The sequence below is a fragment of the Streptomyces cyaneofuscatus genome (assembly GCF_033109485.1).
GTDB classification, from domain to species: domain Bacteria; phylum Actinomycetota; class Actinomycetes; order Streptomycetales; family Streptomycetaceae; genus Streptomyces; species Streptomyces cyaneofuscatus.
Genome location: NZ_CP137002.1, coordinates 3,471,575 through 3,496,887 on the forward strand (window position 1 = coordinate 3,471,575; position 25,313 = coordinate 3,496,887).

The following is a 25,313-nucleotide window of genomic DNA, read 5'->3' on the forward strand; positions in this document are numbered from 1 at the left end:
TCGGGCGTCCGGGACCTCACCGCTCCGGAAACCGCTCCCCGCACCGGCTGCAGAAGACCGGCGCGGGGTCCTCGGAGAGCCGCCCGCACTCCGGACAGACCCGGTCCAGCATGCAGGGCCCTTCGCCACCCTCGTACGCGGACTCCGCGCTCGGCGCCTTGATGGCGAGCCCGGGCCGTCGGCGGTGGACGGTGAGATACGTGAGCCCGCCCGCCCCCGCGACCAGGGCGCGGCGGGAAGTCCGGGGCAGCCAGAGCACGGTGCGCGGACGCAGGTCCAGCTCCCCGCCCGCCGTCCGCACGAGCCCCCCGCCCTCCAGCACGACCAGGAGCACATCGAGCACGTCCTCCTGATGCTCCCCGACCTCAGCACCGCCCGGCAGACGCACGAGATTGGCGTCCAGCTCCCTCCCCGGCTCGGCGAGATGCCACAACGCCCCGCGCTCGCCGGGGTCGGCGGAGGCGAGGATGTCGTCCAGTACGGCGAGGACCCGGGGAGTCGCGTTCACGGCGGCAAGGGTACGCCGCTGCCGTAGGGTGGCCCGCTCACCAGAAGGAGGCACGGGCATGCACCGCGGACCCGACGAGCTGTACCCGCCGATCGAGCCGTACGACAGCGGCATGCTGGACGTCGGTGACGGCAACCTCGTGTACTGGGAGGTGTGCGGGAACCCGGACGGCAAGCCGGCCCTCGTGGTCCACGGCGGGCCCGGGTCCGGGTGTACGCCGCGTGCCCGGCAGTACTTCGACCCGGAGCGCTACCGCGTCGTCCTCTTCGACCAGCGGGGCTGCGGCCGCTCGACCCCGCACGCGAGCGACCCGGCGACCGGCCTGCGGCACAACACCACGCACCACCTCATCGCCGACATGGAACGCCTGCGGGAGCACCTCTCCATCGACAACTGGCTTCTGTACGGGGGTTCCTGGGGCTCCACGCTGATCCTGGCGTACGCGCAGGCACACCCGGAGCGGGTCACGGAGGCCGTCATCGCCGCGGTCACCACGACCCGGCGCAGCGAGATCGACTGGCTCTACCGGGGCGCGGGCCAGATCTTCCCCGAGGCCTGGCACACCTTCCGCGAGGCGGTCCCCGAAGCCACGGACGCCGGCGAGGTGATCGCCGCCTATGCCCGCCGGATGGAGAGCCCCGACCCGGATGTGCGGGAGCGGGCCACCGCCGCCTGGTGCGCGTGGGAAGACGCGGTCCTCTCCCTGGAGACGAACCCGGGCCCGGCCCCGTACAGCAGCCGCCCGGGCCCTGCCCAGCAGGCGCTCGTCCGGATCTGCTCCCACTACTTCTCCCACGGCGCCTGGCTGCGGGAGAACCAGCTCATCGACGAGGCCCACCGCCTGGCCGGCATCCCCGCCGTCCTCATCCACGGCCGCTTCGACCTCGGCGGGCCCCTGATCACCGCCTGGGAGCTCGACCGGGCCTGGCCGGAGGCCGAGTTGACCGTCATCGACGATGCGGGACACCTGGGCGGGCCCGCGACCCGGCGGGCGGTGCTGGCGGCGCTGGACCGGTTCGCGACGTAGCCGGGACCGGGCGATCGGCCGCCGCCCCACCCAGGGTGGCGGCGGCCGATCGACTCACGACACGAGGCGCATCACCGGACGCATCACCGGGCTCGTCACCGGGCGCATCACCGGGCTCGTCACCAGGCGAAGGCCTCCGGCGACGGGCCCGGGCCCGGGAAGATCTCGTCCAGGCCGGTCAGGACCGCCTCCGGGAGTTCCAGCTCCAGGGCGCGCAGGGCGCTTTCCAGCTGCTCGGCGGTGCGCGGGCCGACGATCGGGCCCGTGATGCCGGGGCGGGTCAGCAGCCAGGCCAGGGCCGCTTCACCGGGCTCCAGGCCGTGCTTCTCCAGCAGGTCCTCGTACGCCTGGATCTGGGCGCGGACCGTGCTGTTGGCCAGGGCGTCGGCCGAGCGGCCCGAGGCGCGGCGGCCGTCCTTGGCCTCCCTCTTGATGACGCCGCCCAGCAGACCGCCCTGGAGCGGGGACCAGGGGATGACGCCGACGCCGTAGTCCTGCGCGGCCGGGATGACCTCCATCTCGGCGCGGCGCTCGGCGAGGTTGTAGAGGCACTGCTCGCTGACGAGGCCGAGCGAACCGCGCCGGGTCGCCTGCTCGTTGGCCTGGGCGATCTTGTAGCCGGGGAAGTTCGAGGAGCCCGCGTACAGGATCTTGCCCTGCTGGACCAGGACGTCGATGGCCTGCCAGATCTCCTCGAACGGGGTGTTCCGGTCGATGTGGTGGAACTGGTAGACGTCGATGTGGTCCGTCTGGAGCCGCTTGAGCGAGGCGTCGACCGCCCGCCGGATGTTCACGGCGGAGAGCTTGTCGTGGTTGGGCCAGGCATCGCCCTCGGGAGCCATGTTCCCGTACATCTTGGTGGCCAGGACCACCTTGTCGCGCCGGCCGCCGCCCTGGGCGAACCAGGTGCCGAGGATCTCCTCGGTGCGCCCCTTGTTCTCACCCCAGCCGTAGACGTTGGCCGTGTCGAAGAAGTTCAGGCCCGCGCCGAGCGCGGCGTCCATGATCGCGTGGCTGTCCGACTCGTTGGTCTGCGGGCCGAAATTCATCGTCCCCAGCACGAGTCGGCTGACCTTGAGTCCGGTGCGTCCGAGCTGTGTGTACTTCATGACGCCCCAGCCAACTCCTTCGAGTCCACTCCAGGCAAGCATGTGCCGACGGAGAGTTCTCGGCCGTCGGTCGTCCTCAGCGGCCGCCCTCCAGCGTGTTCACCAGCGTGCGCAGCAGCCGGTTGAGCTCCTCGCAGTCCTCCGCGTCCAGCTCGGCGAGCATCCTGCGCTCGTTGCGCACATGGCCCTCCACAGTGCTGTCGACGAGCGCCCGCCCGGCGTCGGTGAGCGTGACGTGCAGGCTGCGCCGGTCGCCGGGCACCGCTTCCCGGGCCACCAGGCCGCGGGCGGCCAGCCGGTCGATCCGGTTGGTCAGCGCGGCGGAGCTGACCATGACGTTGGCGGCGAGCTCCTTGGGGGTGAGCGGGCGGTCGCTGCGGCGGAGGGTGGCGAGGACGTCGAACTCCCAGCGCTCCATGCCGTGTTCGGCGAAGTAGCGGCCGACCTCCTTGTCCACGAGCCGGGTCAGCCGCAGGAGCCTGCCCACCGCGCCCATGGCCTCCAGATCCAGATCGGACCGCAGGGCGGCCCACTGGTCCAGGAAATCGTCGACCGAGTCGCGCATGCGGGCCCCACTTCGTTCATCTCCCGGCCTCATCCGCACCGGACGCTCTGGATGCTCTGGACGTTCTGCACGCTCCGGATGCTCTGGACGCTCCAGATACTTCCACGTCGAACTGTTTGACGTCAGCCTACTCGCTGCCCTACTTTTCCCTTCCATGAGAGATAGTTCGACGTCGAATGATTCGCTGAGATGACCGACCGACGCCTGGTCAGGATCTCCCTGCTCACCGCCCTCGCCCCCGCCGTCTGGGGCTCCACCTACCTGGTCACCACCGAGTTCCTGCCGCCCGACCGGCCCCTGCTCGCCTCCACCCTGCGCGCCCTGCCCGCCGGGCTGATCCTGCTCCTGCTGACCCGCGTCCTGCCCCGGGGCATCTGGTGGGTGCGGGCGACCGTGCTCGGCGTCCTCAACATCGGCGCCTTCTTCTACTTCCTCTTCCTCGCCGCCTACCACCTGCCGGGCGGGGTGGCGGCCCTCGTGATGACCGTCCAGCCGATGATCGTGCTGCTCCTCGGGGCCGTCCTGCTCGGCGCCCGGATACGCCTCCTGCACATCGGCGCCTGCGCACTCGCCGCCGCGGGCGTCGCGCTGCTGGTCCTCCAGCCGCAGGCCGGCCTGGACGGCGTCGGCGTGCTGGCGGGGCTCCTGGGGGCCGCGTGCATGGCGTCGGGCATCGTGCTGACCAAGCGCTGGGGACGCCCCGAAGGGGTCTCACTGCTGGCCTTCACCGGCTGGCAGCTCACCGTCGGCGGCCTGGTCCTGCTCCCCGTCACGCTGCTCGGCGAACCGCTCCCGGAACGCCTGACCTGGACCAACGTCGGCGGCTTCGCCTACCTGGGCATCATCGGGGCGCTGCTCGCGTACGTCGTCTGGTTCAACGGCATAGCGCGGCTGCCCGCCCTCGCCGCCTCGTTCCTGTCGTTCGCGTCGCCCCTGTGCGCCACGGTCCTGGGCTACCTCTTCATGGGGCAGACCCTGGGGCCGCTCCAGCTCCTGGGCGCGGCGGGGGTCGTCGGCGCGGTGGTGCTGGCTCAGCGCGGCGCGGGGGAACCGCCCGGTACGCCGCCGGGCACGCCGCCCGCCTCAGGCGCCGAAGGCGGCCGCCACGGCGACGACGAGGAACATGAGCACGAGCACGGCCGCCATGATGCGGTTTCTGGTCTTGGGGTCCACCCTTCGAGCCTAACCGCACCCCCCACCGTCCCCGCGCCCAGGCCCGTACCACCTCCCGGGCCCGGGTCGGCGTAAGCAAGTCCGGGCGTGTCCGAACACCCGGGCCTATCGTTGTCCTACGCGGCTGCCCGCACGCCCGTGCGGCAGCGGGGAGGAGCGGCACGATGACCGTCGTAGACACCGACAGGATCGACATGGCCGACATCAGCGACGAGCTGACTCTGGACGAGATGTTCGAGTGGCTTGAGCCCACCCCCGAGGGATTCAAGGTCGAGATCGTCGAGGGGACCGTTCACATGTCGCCGCAGCGGGACACGCATTGGCGGATCATTCTGGCCATCATCAAGCAGCTGCTGCCCCGGTTCGCGGAGGACCGGCTGCTTTCGGACGTACGCATCGACTTCGGCGAAGGCAACGGCTTCGCCCCGGACCTGATCAAGCTTTTCGACAAGGCGGCCAAGAACAGCCATGGCCGCTGGCTCCCCGAGCATGCCGAGTTCGTGGCCGAGGTCATCTCCAAGGGCACGGCCGCAGCCGACTACGGGCCCAAGAAGGACGCCTACGCGGCCGCCGGCGTCCCCGTGTTCCTCATCGTCGACCCGTACGTGGGGCGCTGCCTCCTCCACTCGGAGCCGAAGGACGGCGGCTACCACAAGAAGCTCGTCGTCGACTTCGGCCTCGACGTCGATCTCACCGGCACCTCCATGGACCTGGTCCTGAAGACCGACGCCTTCCCCCGCGACTGACCCGGACACACGCCCGGACACACGAAAGGCGCCCTCCCACGATCGCTCCGGGGGAGGGCGCCTTTCGCGTGTCTCTACGCGGCCGTCGCCAGCTGCTCGCGCGGTACGAAGCGGACGTGCGGCCGGCCCGGGCGGAGGTCGACCTTCAGGCGGAGGCCGCCGACGCGGGCGAGGGCGAAGCCGACGGCCAGGGCGGCGATCACCGAGATCGCGCCGCCGGACGCGAAGCCGATGCGTGCGCCGTACGTGTCGCTGATCCAGCCGACGATCGGGGCGCCCACCGGCGTACCCCCGGCGAAGACCATCATGTACAGGCTCATCACCCGGCCCCGCATCTCGGGGTCGGCGGCCATCTGGACGCTCGTGTTCGCGGTGATGTTCGTCGTCAGGCCGAGCATGCCGATCGGGACCAGCAGGATCGAGAAGAGCCAGACGTTCGGGGAGAGCGAGGCGGCGATCTCCAGCAGCCCGAACGCCGTGCCCGCCGCCACCAGCATCCGCAGCCGCGTGGAGCGGCGGCGGGCCGAGAGCAGCGCGCCGGCCAGCGAACCGGCGGCCATCAGGATGTTGAAGAACGAGTACATACCCGCGCCGCCGTCGAAGATCTCGTCGGCGTAGGCGGTCAGCCAGATCGGGAAGTTGAAGCCGAACGTGCCGACGAAGCCGACCAGGACGATCGGCCAGATCAGCTCGGGGCGGCCCCGGACGTAACTCAGTCCTTCGCGCAGCTGGCCCTTGGCGCGGCGGACCCGTACCGAGGCGTGCAGTTCGCTCGTCCGCATCATCAGCAGGCCGATGAGCGGGGCCAGGAAGGAGAGGCCGTTGAGCAGGAACGCCCAGCCGCTGCCGACCGTGGTGATCAGGACACCCGCGACGGCGGGGCCGATGAGCCGGGCGGACTGGAAGTTCGCCGAGTTCAGGCTGACCGCGTTGCGGAGCTGCGCGGGGCCGACCATCTCGGAGACGAACGACTGACGGGCCGGGTTGTCGACGACGGTCACCATGCCGAGGAGGAAGGCGACCAGATAGACGTGCCAGACCTCGACGACGCCGGAGAGGGTCAGGACGGCCAGCGCGATACCGCACAGGCCGAGCATGGCCTGGCTGACGAGCAGGATCTGCCGCTTCGGGAGGCGGTCGGCGATGACGCCGCCGTACAGGCCGAAGAGCAGCATCGGAAGGAACTGGAGGGCCGTGGTGATGCCTACGGCCGTCGCGGAACCCGTCAGGCTCAGGACGAGCCAGTCCTGCGTGATGCGGGACATCCAGGTACCGGTGTTGGAGATCACGGCGCCCGTGGCGAACAGGCGGTAGTTACGGATCTTCAGCGACGAGAAGGTCCCGCCGGTCGTGCTCTCGTGGGTGGAAGTCGGTGCGGGGGCGGAGTCTGCTCCGGATCCCGTACTCAAAAGGGTTCATCTCCTCAGGCGTCTGCGGCGTGCGGTCCGACGAGGACGTGACGACGGGCGCTCCGGCGGTGATCATCCGGGGCCGGCGGTGTGCCGGTCCCGGCTGCGATCGCCTTCCCCGGACCGGCTGTCTCATCCGGTACGGGGACGGCGTCACCGCCGTCGCGCCCGCGGGGTCACAGGTGGGCGAGCTTCTCCAGCACGGGCGCGGCGGCCCGCAGCGTCTCCCACTCGTCCTCGTCCAGGCCCTCGGCGAGCTGGGCCAGCCAGGCGTTCCGCTTGGTGCGGCTCTCCGCGAGCATGGCCTCGGCCTGCTCGGTCTGGCTGACCATCTTCTGCCGACGGTCATCGGGGTGCGGTTCCAGCCTGACGAGTCCCTTCGCTTCCAGCAGCGCGACGATGCGGGTCATCGACGGAGGCTGCACGTGCTCCTTGCGGGCCAGCTCGCCGGGGGTGGCCGAGCCGCAGCGGGCAAGGGTGCCGAGCACCGACATCTCGGTCGGGCTCAGCGATTCGTCGACACGCTGGTGCTTCAGGCGCCGGCCCAGCAGCATCACGGCGGAGCGGAGGGAGCTCACGGCGGCGGCACTGTCGCCACCGTGGATCAGGTCAGGCATGTTTGTTAGCGTAACTCATTACCCAAACTAAATACCACTCGATGGTACGCGCGCGAGAAACAGCTCACCCGAACGAGTGAGTCGGGAGCGGAAAGTGACGCGAAAAGCGCCCCCGGGCGGCGACCCTGCTCGGTATGGGATCGACAGTACTCAGCCTGCGGATAGACGGTGAGCTGCTCGACCGGCTCCGGGAGCACGCCGCCAAACGCGGAATGAGCGTCCAGGACTATGTGGTCCGGACGCTCATTCGCGACGACTTCGACGAACGCTTCAAGGCGGCCGTCGACGAGACGGAGAAGTTCTACGGGCCGACGGGCCCGAAGGTGACCGGAGACCCGATCACGTGAGGCCGAGCGCCGGCATCGCGTAGTAGAAGACGAAGACCGCCGACACCACGTACATCGCGATCGGGACCTCACGGCCCCGGCCCGCCGCCAGCCGCAGCACGGAGAAGGCGATGAAGCCGATGCCGATGCCGTTGGTGATCGAGTACGTGAACGGCATCATCACCATCGCCAGGAACGCCGGGACCGCGAGCGTGTAGTCGCTCCAGTCGATGTCCCGTACGGACCCCGCGATGATCAGGAAGCCGACCGCCAGCAGGGCGGGCGTGGCCGCCTGCGACGGGACCATGGTCGCCAGCGGTGTGAGGAAGAGCGCCACCGAGAAGAGCAGACCGGTCACCACGCTCGCCAGTCCGGTGCGGGCGCCCTCGCCGACGCCCGCGGTGGACTCCACGAAGCAGGTGGTGGCGGAGGCGGAGGTCGCCCCGCCCGAGGCGACCGCGATGCCGTCCACCAGCAGCACCTTGTTGATGCCGGGGAAGTTGCCGTTCTCGTCCATCAGCTTGGCCTCGTCGCCGACGCCCAGGATGGTGCCCATCGCGTCGAAGAAGCAGGACAGCAGCACGGTGAAGACGAAGAGGATGCCGGTCAGCAGACCGACCTTCCCGAAGCCGCCGAAGAGGCTGACCTCACCCAGCAGACCGAAGTCCGGCGCGGAGACCGGGTTGCCCGGCCACGCGGGCGTCGTCAGGCCCCAGGCGCCCTCGGGCAGCCCGGCCACGGCGTCGATGACCAGGGCGACCACCGTCATGGCGATGATCGAGATCAGGATCGCGCCGGGCACCTTGCGCACGATCAGCGCCAGCGTGAGCAGCGCACCGAGCACGAAGACCAGGATGGGCCAGCCGGTGAGGTGGCCGTCGCCGCCGAGCTGGAGCGGCACGGTGGTCATGGCGGCGTCCGGGATGCGCGAGACGAAGCCGGAGTCGACCAGGCCGATCAGCAGGATGAAGAGGCCGATGCCGATCGCGATGCCCTTGCGGAGCGAGCGCGGTACGGCGTTCATCACGCGTTCCCGCAGCCCGGTCGCGACCAGCAGCATGACCACGATGCCCGCGAGGACGACCATGCCCATCGCGTCCGGCCAGCTCATCCGGGGGGCGAGCTGGAGGGCGACGACGGTGTTGACGCCCAGCCCGGCCGCGAGCGCGATCGGCACGTTGCCGATGACGCCCATCAGGAGCGTGGAGAAGGCGGCGGAGAGGACGGTGGCGGTGACCAGCTGACCGTTGTCGAGCTGGTTGCCGTACATGTCCTTCGCGCTGCCCAGGATGATCGGGTTGAGCACGATGATGTACGCCATCGCGAAGAACGTGGCGAACCCGCCGCGGAGTTCGCGCCCGACGGTCGACCCCCGCTCGGAGATCTTGAAGAACCGGTCCACGCCGCCCGTGGGCTGCGGTGCCGAGGGCTGCGGGGGGTCGACCGGAGCGGTGGCCGAGGGGGGCATGGGTGACCTCAGTCGTACGTAGAGGAGTGGGGCAGAGGAGTGGGGCAGAGGAGTGGGGGCAAAGGGGCAAAAGGTGATCGAAATTGGATGTTCAGACGAACAAATCGAGCCAGCCCAAAGCAGATTCAGTATGAATATATAAGGCGAAGATCGCCATCTCCGCGCGTAGACCCGCGTGGCGCCTCGGGTCCACCGGCCCGCGCACCCCCGATCGGGTGGGCCCATACACTGAACGCATGGAGAAGTGGACACCGAAGCACGAGGCGCCCGAGCCCCTGGAGGGCCCCGTCGTCTCCACCGTCGTCGGCGGCACGATCCTGTGGTTCGTCCTCTTCCTCGCCCAGCTCCCCTTCTACGGCTGGTTCGCCGACCGCGGGCACACCTGGTGGGTGTGGACCCCGCTGGCCGGAGCCGGACTCGGGCTGATCGGCATCTGGTACGTCCGCGGGCGCGACGCCGCCCTCAAGCGGCACGCGGCCCAGGCGGAGGCCAAGGCCGCTGCGGGAGCCGAAGCGGCGGACGGCGCGCTGGGCACGAGCACCCGGGCCGACCGGACCGCCTGAGGCTGCCGGTGAGTCTTCGGTAGCCCTCCCGTACGGGGACCTCGCCGCCCCCCGTACAACCACGGGACCGACTTGCTCCTCCCCTGGTCGGATCTTCGGCCCCCCGGCGGGTGATCCGCCCCGCACGCCCGTACCGTCTAACCCATGACGCAGCGGGCACTCGATTCCTCCGGGGAGCAGACCCCCGGACCCTCCCGGCCGGCCATGATCGACGCGGGGGCGGAGCTCGACCCCGTGCACCCCATGGACCTGCCACCTTCGGCTCACGACGCCACCGGCCTCACCACCGCGGAGGTCGCCGAGCGGGTGGCGCGGGGCGAGGTCAACGACGTGCCCGTGCGGTCCTCGCGCTCGGTCACCGAGATCGTCCGCGCCAACGTCTTCACCCGGTTCAACCTGATCATCGGCGTGCTCTGGGTGATCATGCTGTTCGTCGCGCCGATCCAGGACAGCCTCTTCGGCTTCGTGATCGTCGCCAACACCGGCATCGGCATCATCCAGGAGTGGCGGGCCAAGAAGACCCTGGACAGCCTCGCGGTGATCGGCGAGGCGAAGCCGACCGTCCGCCGGGACGGGAAGGCCGCCGAGATCTCCACCCACGAGATCGTCCTCGGGGACGTGGTGGAGCTGGGCCCGGGCGACAAGGTCGTCGTGGACGGCACGGTCGCCGAGGCCGACAGCCTGGAGGTCGACGAGTCGCTGCTGACCGGTGAGGCCGACCCGGTCCTCAAGCGGCCCGGCGACCCGGTGATGTCCGGCAGCTTCGTCGTCGCGGGCGGCGGGGCGTTCACCGCGACCAAGGTGGGGCGTGAGGCGTACGCCGCCCAGCTCGCCGAGGAGGCGTCGCGCTTCACGCTCGTCCACTCGGAGCTGCGCAGCGGCATCAGCACCATCCTGAAGTACGTCACCTGGATGATGGTCCCGACGGCGATCGGGCTGATCATCAGCCAGCTCGTCGTGAAGGACAACAACTTCAAGGACTCCGTCGCCCGGACCGTCGGCGGCATCGTCCCGATGATCCCCGAGGGCCTGGTCCTGCTGACCTCCGTCGCCTTCGCCATCGGCGTGGTACGCCTGGGCCGCAAGCAGTGCCTGGTGCAGGAGCTGCCCGCCATCGAGGGGCTCGCCCGGGTCGACGTGGTCTGCCTGGACAAGACCGGCACCCTCACCGAGGGCGGCATGGACGTCACGGAGGTCCGGCCGCTCAACGGGAGCGACGAGGCGTACGTCCACCAGGTGCTGCGCTCGCTCGGCTCCTCCGACCCCCGCCCCAACGCCAGCCTCCAGGCGATCATCGACGCGTACCCGGCAGGCGACAAGGGCGGCAAGGGGGCCGAGGGCGACCAGGGTGCCGAGGCCGGCTGGGCGGTCACCGACGCCCTGCCCTTCTCCTCCGCCCGCAAGTACAGCGGCGCGGCCTTCACCGAGACCGACGGCACCTCCTCCGCCTGGCTCCTCGGCGCCCCCGACGTGCTGCTCCCCGAGGGCGACCCCACCCTCGACGAGATCGAGCACCTCAACCAGCAGGGCCTGCGCGTGCTGCTGCTGGCCCGGGTGCCGAGCGGCGAGCTGGACGCCCCGGACGCGGCGGAGGGCGACGTGCCCACCGCCCTGGTCGTCCTGGAGCAGCGGCTCCGGCCGGACGCGTCGGAGACCCTCAAGTACTTCGCCCAGCAGAACGTGGCCACCAAGGTCATCTCCGGCGACAACGCGGTCTCCGTCGGCGCGGTCGCCGGGAAGCTGGGCCTCGCGGGCGCCGAGAACACCCTCGACGCCCGCAAGATGCCCACCGACCCGGACGGCATGGCCACGGCCATGGAGCAGAACGCGGTCTTCGGCCGGGTCACCCCGCAGCAGAAGCGGGACATGGTGGCGGCCCTCCAGTCGCGCGGCCACACGGTCGCGATGACGGGCGACGGCGTCAACGACGTCCTGGCCCTCAAGGACGCCGACATCGGGGTCTCCATGGGCTCCGGCTCCGAGGCGACGCGGGCCGTGGCGCAGATCGTGCTCCTGAACAACAGCTTCGCGACGCTGCCGTCCGTCGTCGCCGAGGGCCGCCGGGTGATCGGCAACATCACCCGCGTCGCGACCCTCTTCCTCACCAAGACGGTCTACTCGGTGCTGCTGGCGATCCTGGTGGTCTGCACCCAGGTGGAGTACCCGTTCCTGCCGAGGCACCTGACGCTGCTGTCCACGCTGACCATCGGCGTCCCCGCGTTCTTCCTGGCCCTCGCGCCGAACAAGGAGCGCGCCCAGCCCCACTTCGTACGCCGGGTCATGCGGTACGCGATCCCCTCGGGCGTCATCGCGGCGACGGCCACCTTCACCACGTACCTGGTGGCCCGCCACCACTACGCCGGGCCGGGCGCCCTGGAGGCGGAGACGAGCGCGGCGACGCTGACGCTGTTCCTGACCTCGATGTGGGTCCTGGCGATCATCGCCCGCCCGTACACCTGGTGGCGGATCGCCCTGGTGGCGGCGATGGGGCTCGGCTTCCTCATCGTGCTCGTGGTGCCGTGGCTCCAGGACTTCTTCGCCCTGAAGCTGGTCGGGACGACGATGCCGTGGACGGCGGTCGGCATCGCGGTGGCGGCGGCCGCGCTGCTGGAGTTCAGCTGGCGTCTGGTGGGCCGGCGCTTCGGCGCATAAGGGCAGCACGCAGCACGCAGGAAGCAGGAAGCAGGAAGCAGGAAGCCCCCGGGAGGCCGATGACCTCCCGGGGGCTTCCTCGTGTCCGCTCGCGTACTACTTCACGTCGACGAAGTCACCGGTGGACGAGACCGCCGGGGTGCTCGCCGTGCCGGCGAAGCTGTAGCGCCAGTAACCGTCGGCCGAGGCCTTGACGGTGGTCTTCAGGGTGCCGGTGGAGCTGCCCTTGACGGTCTTGACCGTCGTCCAGCTCTTGGCGCCCTTCTTCAGGAACTGGAGCTTCACCGGCTGGCTGCCGTAGCCGTGGTACTTGAACGTCTCCCAGTTGGCCCGCTCCAGCTTGCCGGTGACCGTGAGGGTCTTGCCCTTCTTCACGGGCTCGGGAGCCGCGTTGACCGAGAGGCGGGAGGCGCGCTGGAGCTTGAAGGACTTGGCCTTCTCCGTCCAGACGTAGTCGCCGTCGTTGGCGTCCACCCACGCGTCGACGTACCAGGTGCCGGCGACACCGTTCAGGTAGGCGAGGTCGACCTTCGGGTCGACGACGAACTTCGCCGTGCAGGTGTTGCCCGAGCACTTGGTGTCGCTCGTCGACAGGAATCCGAACGAGGGTCCGAAGAGGCGGATTTCGGCCTTCTCGATGCCCGAGTTGTCCTTGGCCTGGACGGTGACGGAGAACTTCTTCACGGCGGACGTGCCGATGACGACGTTCTTACCGCCGTTGACCGTCACCTTCGTGATGGCGGTGTCCCCGTAGCGGCCGTCCGCCTGCGCGGAGGGGGCGGCCAGGACGGACAGGGCCAGGGCGCCGACGACGGTGGCCGTCGCGGCGGTGGTGCGTATACGCATGTGTTCCCCGAGAAGTACGGGACCGGCCCGCGGCGCGCAATGAGCCCGACCGGTCTGTCAGTTGTTCACTCGACAGAACAGACCCGTACCTCACGTGAAGGGTTGTACACAATCATGAAGATCCCATGAAGTCGCGTTCTCCGTCGACGCCCCTCAGTCGAACCAGCGGTCCCGCGCCAGCTCCTCCGTGCGCGACGGGTCCTCCAGCAGGGCCGCGACCTCGAAGCGGCGGGGCCACTGGCCCGCCGCCCAGGCCAGCCCGGCCGCCACGCCCTCCAGGGTGGACGCGTGGACGACCCCGTCCCGGGTGCGGCGCCAGTCCAGCTCGACGCCGCCCGCGCGGAGTTCGGAGTGCTCGATGTACGTGTCCGGGGTGGCCGGGCCGAGCAGGACACGGACGGACTCCGGTACGCGGTGCTCCTCGCCCTCACTGGTCACCCCCGCCTCGACACTCTCGCCGAGCCGCCGCACCTGGAGGAGGTCGGCCAGCTCGGCGGCCCGGGCCGGGGCCACGGGGAGCAGCGGCAGCCCCTCCGTCAGCGGCAGCACGTCCGGGGCGTCCGCGATCACGGCGTCGGCCGCGTCGACCACGGCCACCTCCCCGTCGACCACCGCCCGCAGCTCGTCCGGCAACGTGACCTGCTCCGGGTCGAGTTCGGCGAGCGCCGTGTAGAGCGCGTGCAGCTGTACGGGGGTGACGGGCCGGTCCTCGTCGGCGAGCCGCCCCAGCAGCTCGGCCGCACCACCCGGCTCGTCCAGGAGGGCGGCGACCGAGGTACGCACCCCGAGGGCCCGCAACACCTGGACGTCGTCGAAGCCGGTGGCGTCCACCGCGTCGTACAGCCCGGCCAGGACCGGGTCACCGCCGGCCGACCGCAGCCCGGCGGGGCGGCGGCCGTCCAGTACGGGGTGGTCGCGCAGCCACCACGCGGTGTACGGGCGCACGGACTGCGTCGTCCCGTCCGGCAGCAGCACCCGCACCGGCTGCGTCAGCGCGTCCCGCAACGGCGGCTGCGCCAGCATCGCGAGCGCCTGCGGCCAGGCGTCGTCGTCCACCAGGTCCAGATCCCGTACGGCGACGATCTCGGTGGCGACCGGCGGCACGGGCGTCTCGGGCAGCTGGTCGAGGAGGTCCTCGCACCACACGTCGACGGCGTCCAGCAGCCCGGCGTCGTCGGGTTCGGCGAAGTCGCTGTCGCGGGGCTCCAGTTCGTCCGGGTCGAGCACGACGTCGGTGGCCCGGACGAGGGCGAAGGTGGCGAGCACCCCGCAGGCGGTGAGCGGCGCCTCACCCCAGCGCTCGGCCAGCTCCTCGTCCACGAGAGCCAGCTCCCCCTCCCGCATGATCTGCGCGAACGGGCTGCCGGGGAGTACGAGTTCACCGGCGGGCACGGGCTCACCCTCCTCGTCGGGGAGGGCGAGCGCACCGAGCCAGGGCTCGTCGCCGGGGGTGAGTTCGGCGTCCCGTACGAGGGTGAGGACGGTCTCCGCCAGCTCGTCGCCGTCGAGCGCGTCCTCGTCCCAGATCTCCCCCGCGTCCAGCGATCCGGCGACCGCCGCCCGCACTTGAGGGGTCGTCAGCACGGCCCGGGGCGTGGCGGGCAGGGCGCCGAGCTTCTCCAGGAGCGGGTGGGCGGCGTCCGGGTGGGCGACCTTGAGGCCGAGCCGGGAGAGGCGGGCGAGCACAGGGCCGGTGAGGGCGTCCGGGAGGGGCAGCAGCACCTGGCGGGGGCCGATGGTGGTGCGCGGCGGGCGGCCCGCCTGCTCGTCCTCCGGGTCACCCGCGAGCGGGACGGGGAGACCGGTGAGTCGGTCGGGGTCGATGCCCGCGAGGCTGTCGTAGAGGCGGTGCCACCAGGCGGGGTCGCGTTCCAGACCGGCGAGGCGGTCGATGGCCTCGGTCAGGGGGACGCGGGCGACGCCGAGGGTACGGAGCTCGGGGCGGCGCTCCAGTCCTGCGGGCAGCAGACAGGGCAGCACCTCGGCGAGGACCCGTACGGTCTCGGCTCCGACGCCTTCGACCACCTCGGCCTCGACGGGGCGGAGGGCGGTGGTGGCGGGGGCCCTGTTCTCCGTACGGTCCCAGTCGTCCGCCCAGCGGTCCTCGGCCTCAGAGGCGTCCCTGGGCGCGGCGGGCTCCAGGAACGCGACCCTGGGCAGCCGGGCCAGGATCGCGCCGCGCAGGGCCCCGTCGATCCCGCCCTTGCCGAGCGGGCCGGGGACCAGGTCGATGGTGCCGGTCGACACGGGCTGCCAGGCGCCGAGCAGCTCCGCGTACGCGTCGGCCGCCCGCTCCACCAGGAAGTCCGTGAGCGGCCCCGGCGCGGGGTGCCTGCGGGCGGTGTCCAGGGGGAGGGAGGCGATGAGGAGGGCGGGGATGCCGAGGGGCTCGTCGGTGGGGGTGGGGGCGTGGACGACCGGGGCCGTACGGGGTTTGAGCGGGGCCCCGGACTCGTCCACCGGGACCGCCCAGGTGACCGACCAGTGGGGGCGCAGCCGCTCCTCGACCGGGCGGTCGGCGAGGAGGGCGGGCTCGACCGGGCCGTGGTGGAAGACGGTGCGCCAGCGGTTCAGGCCGTGCGCGGTGTCGTCGATGTGCGTGTACGGGCCGTGGGCCGAGCGGCTCAGGGTCCGTACGCCGTCCGGGGCCTCGATGACGACCTCGTCCAGGCCGGGCAGGGTGAGGAGCAGCGCGTCGTCCACGGCGGCCAGCAGCCGGGCGGCCAGGTCCTCGGCGGTGCCGTCGCGCAGCGGCAGCACGACGACGGTGTCGTACCCGTCGGGGGCGGTGCCCTCGGCGGGCAGCGGGAGGCGCAGGAGGGGTACGTGGCCGTCGCGGCGGCGCAGCTCGTCGCCGAGGCCGGGGGAGCCGACGGCCGCGTTCCGGGCCAGCTCGCGGGCCTCGGCCAGGGACCAGCGGACGCCTCCGTGGCGGCCGAGCACGGCGGGCTCGTCGCTGACCGCGAGGACGGCGGCGAACCCGACGCCGAACCGGCCGACCGCGGACTCGTGGCCCTCGCGCTTGGCGGAGGCGCGGAGGGTGGAGAGCGACTCGACGCCGGTCGCGTCCAGGGGGGCGCCGGTGTTGGCGGCGGCGAGGACGCAGCGCCCGTCGGGGTCGCCGGGGGCGGCGGGGTGCAGGGTGAGGCGGAGCCTGCCGGGGACGCCCGCGCGGGCGGCGGCGTCGGCGGCGTTCTGGGCCAGCTCGACGACGAGGCGGTCGCGGTAGCCGCCGAGGGCGAGGTCCTCCTCGGCGTTGGCGTCCTCCCGGAAGCGGGCGGGGCCGGCGCCCCAGGCGTCGAGCACGCCGCGCCGCAGCCGTGCCGTCCCGAACGGATCGGCCCCCTCGGTCGCATTCATGCTCACGCTGTCGACTCCGTCCGCGGTGGGTGGTGGCCGGCCCTGTCCCTGCCGCCCAGTGTGCGCCCGAAGGTACCGTGCACCCGACCCGGACCCCCAGCCAACCCAAGCCCGTCCGGGCCTGCGCCCCAGCCCGAGCGGGGCCCACCCCCCAGCCCGTCCGGCGTTTGAGGACGGAACCGTCGACGGGGTGCCGGGTGCCTCTGCGGGGGTACTGGGCCCCAGGGCCCTGTTCCTGTGCCGCCCACCCAGCCAAGGGTTCCGTCCTCAAACGCCGGACGGGCTGGAGGGGGTCACCGCCCCACGGGCTGAAAACGCCGCCCCACGGGCTGAAAGGTGGCACGCCCCCTACGAGTGGCCCAGGTCCTCCGACGCGCCGTCGGCCTCGGACGGGACCGAGCCGCCGTCGCGCGCGGGACGGAGCGCGTACTCGTCCACCCGCATCGTGTCCAGCGCATGATCCGCCGGCCGCACAGGCGCCGGCATCACCGCCGCCTCCGAGTGCCCCCCACACCCGTACGCCAGCGACACCACATGCCCGTCCGCCGGGCTGATCTCGTTCGCGCACACCCCGAACGCCTGCTTCAGCGACCCCGCCATCGGGATCAGGAACGCACAGCTCACACACGTCGCCGGCGCCGCCTGCGCCATCGGCGTCTTCGGGCCGAACGCCTCGTCCCAGCGGTCGGCCGCCTCGTACAGCCCGTACCGCGACAGCACCCGCGCCCGCCGCGTACCCAGCTCGTCGGCGACCGCGGCGATGGAGCCGCGGCTGATCGCCACCGGCCGGTCCGTCAGCTCCGCGTCCTCCGCGTCGACGAGCTCGGCCAGCTCGTCGGAGACGACCGAGTTCGGCGGCGGCTCGTCCTCGCCCGTCCAGCCGGGCTCCAGGCGCGGGTCCTCCGCCTCCGTGGGCAGCAGGTCGCCGGGGCCCAGGTCTCCCGGGCGGAGCCGCTCGCTCCACGGCACCCACTCCGGCGCCAGGAGCGCGTCGGCCCCCGGCAGCAGCACCGTTTCGTCCAGGGTGACGTTCTTCGCGCGGGAGGCCCGCGCCACGGTCACCGCCCAGCGCCAGCCCCGGTAGCCGGGCTCCTTGGACTCGAAGTAATGCGTGACGACGCGGTCCCCCTCGGAGACCACACCGGCATGCTCACCGACCACGCCGGGCGCGGCGGCTTCCTCCGCCGCCGCGCGCGCGAGGTCGACCGCCTCGGCGCACAGGCGGTCGGGAACGGGGGTACGGGCGGTACGGGCCGTACGGCTTCGCGTCGTCGCAGCACTCACAGGTCTTCGCTTCTCTCCATACGCCAGTCTCACGAGCGCGCCAGCTGCTGCACGATTGCCGTTTTCGGCCAGACAGTTGCGGGCGGAGCGGACCTGGGGGCCGCGTCGACGTCCACACCCGTTGTGCCTGCCTCGGGCGCGCCTTCTGCCACCCATTCTGCGGGATCGCGGAGAGGCGCGCGGCCAAGAACAACCGCCGGTGGCGCGTTACGCACGCTACCCTCTCCGCCGCTCCGCGCCCACCTGCCCGTCCCAAACGTGCCGTATCCGTCTCTCCGACATCCGGCCACCGCCGCTCCGGAGGGCTTGCGCGACCCGGCCCAGCGGTGCACCCGCCCAAGCCCGCCGCCACTGGTCCGACAGGGCGTCACGCGCGCGTCCGCAACCGATCACCGTTCATACCGGCCAGGGTTGGGGCACTATGACGGGGTGACTGCCGCCAGGTCGCACGACGGTCCCGGCCCGCTCCGCAGGGCGGGACGGGCGACAGGTCGTGCCCTGCGCACCCCGTTCACCGGGACGGCGCGCGGAATCCGCAAGGCGACGCACGCCCACGGAGCCGGGGAATCCGGCCTCGGCAAACTCATCGAGCTGCACGCGGTGAACGGCGCGGGTGACGTCATGATCACCGTCGCCCTCGCCTCCACGGTCTTCTTCTCCGTCCCGACGGACGAGGCGCGCGGGCGGGTCGCGCTCTACCTCGCGATCACCATGGCCCCCTTCACCCTGCTCGCCCCGGTGATCGGCCCGCTGCTGGACCGGCTGCCGCACGGCCGCCGGGCCGCGATGGCGGGCGCGATGCTGGCCCGCGCGCTGCTGGCCATCACCATGTCGGGCGCGGTCGCCACCGGCGGCTTGGAGCTGTACCCGGCGGCGCTGGGGGTGCTGGTCTCGTCGAAGGCGTACGGGGTGGTGCGCAGCGCGGTCGTGCCACGACTGCTGCCACCGAAGTTCTCCCTGGTCAAAGCCAACTCCCGGGTCACCCTGGCCGGGCTCCTGGCCACGGGGGTGGCGGCCCCGATCGGGGCCGGCCTCCAGACCATCGGCTCCGCCTGGCCGCTCTACGGCGCATGCGCGATCTTCATCGTGGGCACCTTCCTCGCCTTCACGATGCCGCCGAAGGTCGACTCCGCCAAGGGCGAGCGCCGGGCCCGCCTGATCGACCCGCAGGACCACCCCCACCTCCCGCAGCCCGTACGGCGTCCCGCCGACCGAAAGCAGCAGCGCACCAAGAGGGGCAACGGGGAGAAACCGGCCAAGGAGCGCCCGCCCGGGCTGCGGTCCGTCGGCGGGTCGGTGCTCCACGGCCTCCAGGCGAACGCCGCCCACCGGGCCCTCTCCGGCTTCCTCATCTTCTTCCTGGCGTTCCTGCTGCGCGAGCACCCGATGGCCGGCCAGAGCGCGGCGGTCTCGCTCGCCATCGTCGGCGTGTCGGCCGGGGCCGGGAACGCCTGCGGTACGGCGGTGGGCGCGTGGCTCCGGGCGCGCGGGCCCGAGGTGATCGTCGCGACGGTGCTGACGCTCGCGCTCGGCACGGCGGTCCTCGCGGCGGTCTTCTTCTCCACGGCGGCGGTCGCCGCGCTCGGCGCGGTCGCCGGGTTCACCCAGGCCCTCTCCAAGCTGTCGCTGGACGCGATGATCCAGCGGGACGTCCCCGAGGAGGTCCGCACCTCCGCCTTCGCCCGGTCCGAGACGTTGCTCCAGATGGCGTGGGTGGTCGGCGGCGGCATCGGGATCGCGCTGCCGCTCAACGCGGTGCTCGGCATGTCGGTCGCCGCGGGCATCCTCGCCCTCGGCGCGGCCGCCTCCGTACGGGGTCTCCTGGGCGCCGCACGGCGCGGCACGCCGCACCCCCGCGTGGCGTGAGCGGAGGCGACCGATAGCCTTCGGCCCATGACCGTTGCGTTCTTCTCCGGTAAGGGCCGTCGAATCGGCGTCGCTCTTGGTGCCGTGTCCGCGGGACTCCTTGTCCTGTCCGCCTGCGACAAGCCGACGCCGCTCGCCACCGTGACGGTCGGCACGACCTCGGTGAACTCCGAGGCGGCCTGCTACAACGACGGCGAGGCGATCAAGGAATCGCTGATCCAGGGCTGCCTCAACAAGAAGCCCGAGAAGACCCTTGAGGTCGCGATGGACGACAAGGTCCGCTTCGGCGTCGACCCCGAGATCGCCGAGAAGGGCTGGACGCTCTTCATCAACGGCCAGCAGGCCGAGCAGGAGCCGTTCAAGAAGACGTACCGGACGATCCCCGGCAGCGCCTTCTTCGCCAGCCAGACGGGCGAGCCCGCCACCAAGACGAACGTCTCCATCGTGGAGACCAACGGCAAGAAGCTCACCGGCATCTGGCAGTTCGAGCTCAAGAAGACGTCCTGACCGACGCCCCGACCGACGTCCCGGCCGTCGTCCCCCGTCCCCCGTCCCTCCTGAGGCCCTGAGGCTCTCCCTGTGCGTGTGCTCGTCGTGACCGCTGTCCCGGTGGAACGGGACGCGGTCACGCGTGCGTTCGGGGGTACGCCGGAGGTCCTCGCCGTGCCGGGGGCGGAGCTGCACCGCAGCGGGGCGTTCGACGTCCTGGCGGGCGGTGCGGGCCCTGCGGCCGCCGCTGCTGCGGCGGCGTTCGCCCTGGCGTCCTCGGCCTCACACCTGTACGGACTCGTCGTCTCCGCCGGGATCGGCGGCGGGTTCGCCCCCGTCGCCCCCCTCGGCTCCCTCGTCGTGGCGAGCGACATCGTCGGGGCCGATCTGGGCGCCGAGACCCCGGACGGGTTCCTGCCCGTCACCGCGCTCGGCTTCGGCCGGGACCGCTTCGTCCCCCCGCCCGCGCTCGTACGGGAGGTGGCAGCGGCCACCGGCGCCGCGCCCGGCCCCGTCCTCACCGTCTCCACCGTCACCGGCACCGCCGCCCGCACCGCCGCCCTGCTCGCCGCGCACCCGGGTGCGCTGGCCGAGGCGATGGAGGGGTTCGGGGTCGCGGAGGCGGCCGAGCGGGCCGGGGTGCCCGTACTGGAGCTGCGCGCCGTCTCGAACACCATCGGCCCCCGCGACCGGGCCGCCTGGCGCATCGGCGACGCGCTGGCCGCGCTCACGGAGGCGTTCGGGAAGAGCGCACCCGTACTGGAAGGTTGGAACCGGCATGACCACTGACACACACCCGGGCCCGGCCTCGGCCGGGACCCCGATCGAGATCGCCTTCTCGCCCTGCCCCAACGACACGTTCGTCTTCGACGCCTGGGCCCACGGCCGGGTCCCCGGCGCGCCCGAGCTGGACGTGACCTTCGCGGACATCGACATCACCAACGGCATGGCCGAGCGCGGCGAGCTGGACGTCCTGAAGGTGTCGTACGCGGTCCTGCCCTGGGTCCTGGACGAGTACGCGCTCCTGCCGTGCGGCGGGGCGCTGGGCCGGGGCTGCGGCCCGCTCGTCCTCACCAAGGAGCTGGGCCTCGACCTGACCGGCCGGACGGTCGCGGTGCCGAGCGAGCGCTCGACGGCGTACCTGCTGTTCCGGCTCTGGGCGGCGGAGATGGTCCCGGGCGGGGTCGGCGAGGTCGTCGTCATGCCGTTCGACGCGATCATGCCGGCGGTCCGGGACGGCAAGGTGGACGCCGGTCTCGTCATCCACGAGGCCCGCTTCACGTACCGGAACTTCGGGCTCCACAACCTGGCCGACATGGGACGCCACTGGGAGGACACCACCGGACTCCCGATCCCCCTCGGCGCGATCATCGCCAAGCGCTCCCTCGGCGAGGAGACCCTGCGCCGCCTGGCCGACTCGGTCCGCAGCTCGGTCCGGCTGGCCTGGGACCACCCGGAGGTGTCCCGGCCGTACGTCCAGGAGCACGCCCAGGAGATGGACCCGGCCGTCGCCGACCAGCACATCGGCCTGTACGTGAACGAGTTCACCGCCGACCTGGGCGAGGACGGCTACGCAGCGATCCGCGGCCTGCTCACCCGCGCCGCGGCCGAGGGACTCGTACCGCCCCTCGGCCCGGACGCGCTGGCGTTCCCCTGAGTGTTCGACATCGTCGCTCAGGGCCGCTCTCCGGGCTGGCCCCGAACCTCAGTAACCCGAATGCGTCGTCGAACATAGACTCGGACGCTCGAAGCATGATGCAGAGCAACGAGCTATGGGAGTACGAGGATGGGGCTTGAAGAAGCCGGAGCTGAGTCGGTCGGCAGGCACGGCGACGGATCATCTACGCCCATGAAGCTCAGCGGGATCCCGGAAGACGACCGCGCTCCCGCCGCTCAAGCCCCCGGAAACCGCCCTGACCTGGCATCGACGCCGGCCCAGAAGCGCGCCGCGGCAAACACCATCTCGACGGAACTTCAGCCGAACACCAAGAAGGCGGGCAACCGGCCCGACGAGTCGATGACCACCGCGATCAGCACCTTCTCCGGCTGGGCGACGGGCAAGGGGCTGAAGACGGTGCACACCACCTGGGAGAGCCAAGTCAAGACACTCCTGGGACGTCTGGACTCGGAGAAGAGGGCACTCGGTTCGGCGGCGAGCATCTTGCTCACCACGGACGTCGAACGAGGCACGAGCATCAAGAGCATCCCGTCGAGCCTCAACTCGTACTGACACCGCCCGAGCTCCGCACCACTTGATGTGCCCAGGCACTCCGGGGGACAACCAGCATGCTGACGTACTACGAGATCATGACCACCAGCCTCGGCGGGCTGAACTCCGCCGCCGACAAGTGGGACGAGACGGCCGAGGAGTTCGGCAAGATCGAGAAGCGCTACCGCGACAGCGTGCAGAAGATCACTCTGGACGACAGATGGCGCGGTGACAGCTCCGTGCGAGCACAGATCAAGTTCGCCTCAACGCGCTACGAGTACCAGGCCGCTCAGACCCAGGCGAAGGCCACCGCCACTCTCCTGCGCAACGCACACGAGCAATTCGTCGAACTCGTGAAGCAGTTGCAAACTGCCCGCACTGACGCGATCCGGGCGGGAATGAAGGTCTCGGAGCAGGGCAATGTCGCATTCGACTACAGCGCGCTCACCGAAGCTGAGCACGCCGCGACCCGCAACGATCCCGATTACGCGGCAAGCATCCGCACCAGCGTGCAGTCCTGGGCTGACCACATCCAGGCCTGCGTCAAAGCCGTCGACGACGCCGACAGGGACCTCAAGAAGGACTTGGAGGCTGTGGTCAAGGACGGTAAGGACGGCAGGAACGACTCGACGCCCGGTACCGGATTCAACGCCGGCGCTGAGGCGGTGGCGAAGGCCGACGGGCAGCAGAAACAGGACCGTCTCGATCTCGCCTGGCTGGAGAAGCGAGACAACGAGACCCTCGACGACTACATCAAGCGCCTGCAACGCGACGGCATGACGCGGCTGACCGGCAACGCCGAGTTGGCGAAGCTGGTGTCGCAGGTGTCGAACGGCGCCATCACAGCGGGCGCGTTCGCCGGTGCCCTCACGGCGTCCGGTCTGTACTCCTACAAGCTGGTGAAAGCTTTGAAAGGCGCGGAGATCCATGCTCCGGGCACGCTCATCACCCGTGCCGTCAACACCCGTCTTGCGGGCGCGCTTCCCGGAAGCATGCTCAGCCGTGTCCCACCGGGCATGGTCACGGCGCTGACGGGGTCGGACGAGGCCGCCATGCTGGGCGGCTCATGCGCAACGGCTCCTTTTTCATGCCTACGGCGTCCGAGGCCAATCTGGCCCGGGTGGCCTCGCAGGGCGGCTTGGCCAATGCCGCGAAGGCGGCCGGCTGGATTCGCGGCGCAGGCGTGGTCGGAGGCGTCGCGTCCACCGCGTACGGCATCGCCAACCTCGCCACGTACGACGCCGACATGATCAAGGAAAACCCCTCAAAGTTCGCGACCGACCTCACGGGCACCGCGTTCAGCGCGTCGATGACCGCTCTGACCGTGGCACCCAACCCGGTGACGCTCGGTCTGGCGGTCGGCACCGGACTGGCCTACGGAGGCGCGCTGATCTGGGACAACCACGAGGCCATCGGGAAGGGCCTCTCGGAGGCCGGGGACTGGATCGGTGACCGGGCCTCGGATGTCAAGGACGGCCTCACCGACGGGGCGAAGAAGCTGGGCAGCGCCCTCAATCCGTTCGACTGAAGGAGACCGATGCATAGCACCACGGCCCCGTTCACGCTGGAGTCCTGGAAGGAGGGCCGCACCCACGAGCGGCGAGCGGGCTTCCGCGGCACGACGCCAGAGTTCGGCGACATCGTCCTGACCGCCCCGCTGCCCAGGAAGACCACCCCCGGCAGTATCGTCTCCGAGGTACGCGGCCCTTCGATCCCCACAGCGACGTTCGAGACCCGCGGCATCCACACCGAAGCCGCGGACCTTCCGACGCTCAACCGGTCGACGCTACGGGTCGGCGACTCCCAGGTGTACCTGGAGCGCAACCGCTTCGGGGTGACGCACCGAGGACGCGCGCTGCACTTCAGGTACGGCGGCGACCGCTACCGCCTGTGGGCGGTGAACCGGAAGCAGTTTGTACTGATTCGTGAGGCCGACGACGAGGACCCCGGCGTCACCCTCACGGCGAAGCAGTCCGGACTCGGCGCTGGCCGGAGGCTGGCCGTACGCACGACGGGCCGAGCCGTTGCCGCGGACATCGCGCTCGTCACGCTCTTCGCCGGTGTCGACCGCGCGCCGCTGACCCGCGGCGGCGCGGTGCGGTCGGCCCTGGGGAGGTCCACCAGGCTCTTCGCGGAGAGCCAGTACTGACATACGCCCCCGGCACGCCCAGGTACCCCGACGTCCGACGACCCATCCGACCAGTAAGCGAGTCTCCTCCCCCATGCCTTCCTACGACATCACCCGGCCACGTTTCCGGCTCGCCGACGAACACATCATCGCTCTCACCGAGTTGGCAACCGGCCAGCCAGCTCCCGAGGAGTACGGCACGGCCCGCGAGGAACTCCACCGGTGCGGCCTGCTCAGCGGGTCCGACACCTTGTCCGTGCTGCTGGTGCCCATGATGAAGGCGCTCATCAACCCGGTGGTGGTCGTTTCCCTGGAGGCCACGGGCCGCCAGGGCACCCTGAATCACGGGCTGATCATCGGGCAGGATCAGGTAGTAGCACACCAGTCCTGGCCAGGGGAGAAGGAGGCCGAGTACACGCTGGTCGAGCCGAAGATGATGGTCTGGGCCATCGCGAACATGGTCGGCCTCCATCACTCGGCCATCGTGACCGAAGGGGGCCCGGCCCTCGTGGAGACGACCATGGAGACGTTGCAAGAGGGGATCGCAAGCCTGACGGCCGTCCCCGCGGCCGCCTCCGGCGAGCAGGAGCGGGAGCACATCCGCGGCGCCCTGGAGTCGACCGGGAGCCTGGAGGGAGCGTCACTCGTCCGCTTCGCGGAGATGATCGGCGAACTGCGGTCGAGCTGGCGGCTGACGGCGGCCTGGCGTGGCCGCGACGGCAGTGAGGACGGTGTCATGGCCCGCAGCTTCGCCGTCTGGGACTGCGGCCCACTGGGTTACTGGCATCGTGAGCTGCCCGCCGAACCGGTGGCGCCGGGGCAGATCGGCTCCGAAAGCCCGGTGCGTCTGGTCCGGACCGACGCGAAGCGGATCTGGAAAATGGTCACGGACGTGCTGCCGGCCGAGGGGGAGATCAGGCAGGCGGGGCTCTAGCGAAACCACCCGGGGCGCACCCTTACAGTGTGAT

General features: G+C 71.2%; 24 protein-coding genes. 15 read left to right on the forward strand and 9 right to left on the reverse strand.

The window, feature by feature from the left end:
* Positions 1–16: 16 nt before the first annotated feature.
* Positions 17–508 (reverse strand): hypothetical protein, encoded by a 492-nt coding sequence (locus R2B67_RS15120; RefSeq protein WP_317818525.1) that lies wholly within the window; start codon positions 506–508, stop codon positions 17–19.
* A 58-nt stretch (positions 509–566) separates the two neighbouring features.
* Between R2B67_RS15120 and pip the strand changes: the two genes are divergently transcribed.
* Positions 567–1,535: a prolyl aminopeptidase gene (gene pip, locus R2B67_RS15125; protein ID WP_317818527.1), complete on the forward strand. Its 969-nt coding sequence runs from the start codon at positions 567–569 to the stop codon at positions 1,533–1,535.
* Between the two features lie 119 nt (positions 1,536–1,654).
* Here pip and R2B67_RS15130 read toward each other — a convergent pair whose 3' ends face one another.
* On the reverse strand, positions 1,655–2,644 hold the full coding sequence (locus R2B67_RS15130; protein WP_317818529.1) for an aldo/keto reductase: 990 nt from the start codon (positions 2,642–2,644) through the stop codon (positions 1,655–1,657).
* Positions 2,645–2,720: 76 nt separating this feature from the next.
* Positions 2,721–3,209, reverse strand: a complete 489-nt coding sequence (locus tag R2B67_RS15135) for a MarR family winged helix-turn-helix transcriptional regulator (protein ID WP_018510919.1) — start codon at positions 3,207–3,209, stop codon at positions 2,721–2,723.
* A gap of 189 nt (positions 3,210–3,398) precedes the next feature.
* Here R2B67_RS15135 and R2B67_RS15140 point away from each other — a divergent pair, with 189 nt between their 5' ends.
* A complete protein-coding gene (locus tag R2B67_RS15140; protein ID WP_237327235.1) occupies positions 3,399–4,457 on the forward strand; it encodes an EamA family transporter in 1,059 nt (352 codons plus the stop codon).
* Positions 4,458–4,546: 89 nt separating this feature from the next.
* Positions 4,547–5,128 carry a Uma2 family endonuclease gene (locus tag R2B67_RS15145; RefSeq protein WP_317818533.1) on the forward strand — a complete coding sequence of 194 codons (582 nt, stop codon included), beginning with the start codon at positions 4,547–4,549 and terminating at the stop codon, positions 5,126–5,128.
* A 74-nt stretch (positions 5,129–5,202) separates the two neighbouring features.
* Here R2B67_RS15145 and R2B67_RS15150 read toward each other — a convergent pair whose 3' ends face one another.
* Positions 5,203–6,537, reverse strand: coding sequence for an MFS transporter (locus tag R2B67_RS15150; RefSeq protein ID WP_317818535.1), 1,335 nt, complete (start codon positions 6,535–6,537; stop codon positions 5,203–5,205).
* A 176-nt stretch (positions 6,538–6,713) separates the two neighbouring features.
* Positions 6,714–7,154, reverse strand: a complete 441-nt coding sequence (locus R2B67_RS15155; RefSeq protein ID WP_317818537.1) for a MarR family winged helix-turn-helix transcriptional regulator — start codon at positions 7,152–7,154, stop codon at positions 6,714–6,716.
* Between the two features lie 134 nt (positions 7,155–7,288).
* Between R2B67_RS15155 and R2B67_RS15160 the strand changes: the two genes are divergently transcribed.
* A complete protein-coding gene (locus tag R2B67_RS15160) occupies positions 7,289–7,501 on the forward strand; it encodes a ribbon-helix-helix protein, CopG family (protein ID WP_317818539.1) in 213 nt (70 codons plus the stop codon).
* Here the strand turns inward: R2B67_RS15160 and R2B67_RS15165 are convergent.
* Positions 7,494–8,948, reverse strand: coding sequence for an NCS2 family permease (locus tag R2B67_RS15165; RefSeq protein WP_317818541.1), 1,455 nt, complete (start codon positions 8,946–8,948; stop codon positions 7,494–7,496). The two genes, R2B67_RS15160 and R2B67_RS15165, sit on opposite strands and share 8 nt — an antisense overlap.
* 236 nt (positions 8,949–9,184) lie before the next feature.
* Here R2B67_RS15165 and R2B67_RS15170 point away from each other — a divergent pair, with 236 nt between their 5' ends.
* Both R2B67_RS15170 and R2B67_RS15175 read left to right on the forward strand, forming a co-directional pair.
* A complete protein-coding gene (locus R2B67_RS15170) occupies positions 9,185–9,511 on the forward strand; it encodes a DUF2530 domain-containing protein (RefSeq protein ID WP_202591426.1) in 327 nt (108 codons plus the stop codon).
* A gap of 144 nt (positions 9,512–9,655) precedes the next feature.
* Positions 9,656–12,163 (forward strand): HAD-IC family P-type ATPase, encoded by a 2,508-nt coding sequence (locus R2B67_RS15175; protein ID WP_317818545.1) that lies wholly within the window; start codon positions 9,656–9,658, stop codon positions 12,161–12,163.
* Positions 12,164–12,259: 96 nt separating this feature from the next.
* On the opposite strand, the gene R2B67_RS15180 is transcribed toward R2B67_RS15175, so the two are convergent.
* The 3 genes from R2B67_RS15180 to R2B67_RS15190 form a co-directional block, all read right to left on the reverse strand.
* Positions 12,260–13,009, reverse strand: a complete 750-nt coding sequence (locus R2B67_RS15180; RefSeq protein WP_317818547.1) for a calcium-binding protein — start codon at positions 13,007–13,009, stop codon at positions 12,260–12,262.
* A 153-nt stretch (positions 13,010–13,162) separates the two neighbouring features.
* Positions 13,163–16,369 (reverse strand): sacsin N-terminal ATP-binding-like domain-containing protein, encoded by a 3,207-nt coding sequence (locus tag R2B67_RS15185; RefSeq protein WP_317824860.1) that lies wholly within the window; start codon positions 16,367–16,369, stop codon positions 13,163–13,165.
* A gap of 348 nt (positions 16,370–16,717) precedes the next feature.
* Positions 16,718–17,653, reverse strand: a complete 936-nt coding sequence (locus tag R2B67_RS15190) for a DUF3027 domain-containing protein (protein WP_237327227.1) — start codon at positions 17,651–17,653, stop codon at positions 16,718–16,720.
* Positions 17,654–18,082: 429 nt separating this feature from the next.
* Here R2B67_RS15190 and R2B67_RS15195 point away from each other — a divergent pair, with 429 nt between their 5' ends.
* The 9 genes from R2B67_RS15195 to R2B67_RS15235 all read left to right on the forward strand — a co-directional run bounded on the left by R2B67_RS15195 (position 18,083) and on the right by R2B67_RS15235 (position 25,279).
* Positions 18,083–19,519: an MFS transporter gene (locus R2B67_RS15195; RefSeq protein WP_317818550.1), complete on the forward strand. Its 1,437-nt coding sequence runs from the start codon at positions 18,083–18,085 to the stop codon at positions 19,517–19,519.
* Positions 19,520–19,546: 27 nt separating this feature from the next.
* Positions 19,547–20,026, forward strand: a complete 480-nt coding sequence (locus R2B67_RS15200) for a hypothetical protein (protein WP_030566981.1) — start codon at positions 19,547–19,549, stop codon at positions 20,024–20,026.
* Positions 20,027–20,098: 72 nt separating this feature from the next.
* The gene (locus R2B67_RS15205) at positions 20,099–20,797 is read left to right on the forward strand and encodes a futalosine hydrolase (protein WP_317818553.1); all 699 of its coding nucleotides are present in this window, start codon (positions 20,099–20,101) and stop codon (positions 20,795–20,797) included.
* Complete coding sequence (locus tag R2B67_RS15210; RefSeq protein WP_317818555.1) at positions 20,787–21,665, forward strand: 1,4-dihydroxy-6-naphtoate synthase; 879 nt, start codon at positions 20,787–20,789, stop codon at positions 21,663–21,665. The genes R2B67_RS15205 and R2B67_RS15210 overlap by 11 nt, the downstream gene beginning before the upstream one ends.
* Before the next feature lie 192 nt (positions 21,666–21,857).
* A complete protein-coding gene (locus tag R2B67_RS15215; protein WP_317818557.1) occupies positions 21,858–22,238 on the forward strand; it encodes a hypothetical protein in 381 nt (126 codons plus the stop codon).
* Between the two features lie 56 nt (positions 22,239–22,294).
* Positions 22,295–23,467, forward strand: coding sequence for a hypothetical protein (locus R2B67_RS15220; protein ID WP_317818560.1), 1,173 nt, complete (start codon positions 22,295–22,297; stop codon positions 23,465–23,467).
* Positions 23,464–23,745 carry a hypothetical protein gene (locus R2B67_RS15225; protein WP_317818562.1) on the forward strand — a complete coding sequence of 94 codons (282 nt, stop codon included), beginning with the start codon at positions 23,464–23,466 and terminating at the stop codon, positions 23,743–23,745. The genes R2B67_RS15220 and R2B67_RS15225 overlap by 4 nt, the downstream gene beginning before the upstream one ends.
* Before the next feature lie 9 nt (positions 23,746–23,754).
* On the forward strand, positions 23,755–24,366 hold the full coding sequence (locus tag R2B67_RS15230) for a hypothetical protein (RefSeq protein WP_317818564.1): 612 nt from the start codon (positions 23,755–23,757) through the stop codon (positions 24,364–24,366).
* 73 nt (positions 24,367–24,439) lie between these two features.
* Positions 24,440–25,279, forward strand: coding sequence for a histidine kinase (locus R2B67_RS15235; RefSeq protein ID WP_317818566.1), 840 nt, complete (start codon positions 24,440–24,442; stop codon positions 25,277–25,279).
* Positions 25,280–25,313: the final 34 nt, after the last annotated feature.